The organism is Klebsiella sp. GB_Kp056 (assembly GCF_040064755.1).
Lineage (GTDB): Bacteria > Pseudomonadota > Gammaproteobacteria > Enterobacterales > Enterobacteriaceae > Klebsiella > Klebsiella quasipneumoniae.
The window spans coordinates 1-733 of the sequence record NZ_JBEAJA010000016.1 but is presented as its reverse complement, the minus strand read 5'-3'; the positions used below and the strand labels follow the sequence as shown (position 1 = coordinate 733).

At 57.7% G+C, this 733-nt stretch carries 1 protein-coding gene; it reads right to left on the bottom strand.

Going from position 1 to position 733, the window contains the following annotated elements; genetic code table 11:
• Positions 1–149: 149 nt before the first annotated feature.
• Positions 150–641 carry a transposase gene (locus tag ABLV52_RS00625; protein WP_117128432.1) on the bottom strand — a complete coding sequence of 164 codons (492 nt, stop codon included), beginning with the start codon at positions 639–641 and terminating at the stop codon, positions 150–152.
• Positions 642–733: the final 92 nt, after the last annotated feature.

Here is a 733-nt window from a genome sequence, read left to right as displayed (position 1 = left end):
AGTACCCGCTCTGCTGTTGACCGCCCGGCGGCGCTGCGCTTGCCGGGCCTACGGGGTCCGCGGTCACCTGTTGGACCGTAGGCCGGATAAGGCGTTACCCGCCATCCGGCACTTTGTGGTTTCGATGGCGGCAATGTCTTACCCGAGCATTATCGCCTCTCGCCTGCATCAAAGTCGCTTACCTCACCCGCCCACTCCGGGGGGTACCATCCCCGGCGCACATCACGATGAAAGGTCGAATACGGCCAATCCTGCACCCGACGGACATAACCGTGCTTAACGGGATTGATATAAACGTAATCCATATGCCGCCGGTAATCTTCTTCATTACGGATGGCATGTTCCCAGAAGCGCGGTTGCCAGATGTGGCGCTGCGCCAGCGCCCGGGTAAACGTTTTTTTAATATCCCGCCAGCGACCGGAATAATCGGTATCCCCCTCAGGCAGAGTCCAGATGCAGTGCATATGCTCCGGTAAAACCACCCAGGCGTTAATCAGAAAAGGTTTTTTGCTTTTAACCAGCGCTGTAGCGATACGCAGATGAGCAATATGCCGCGTCAGGAGATCGCTGTGGCGATTTTGCAGGTTAACGGTGAAGAACCAGCAGCCGCCGGGGATATAACTGCGACGATAGTCAGACATGTGAGGTTCCCTCCTCAGTATTAGCCTTATCGCTTTTGCCCGGCGGCGCTGCGCTTGCCGGGCCTACGGGTTCCGCGGCCACCGGTTGGACC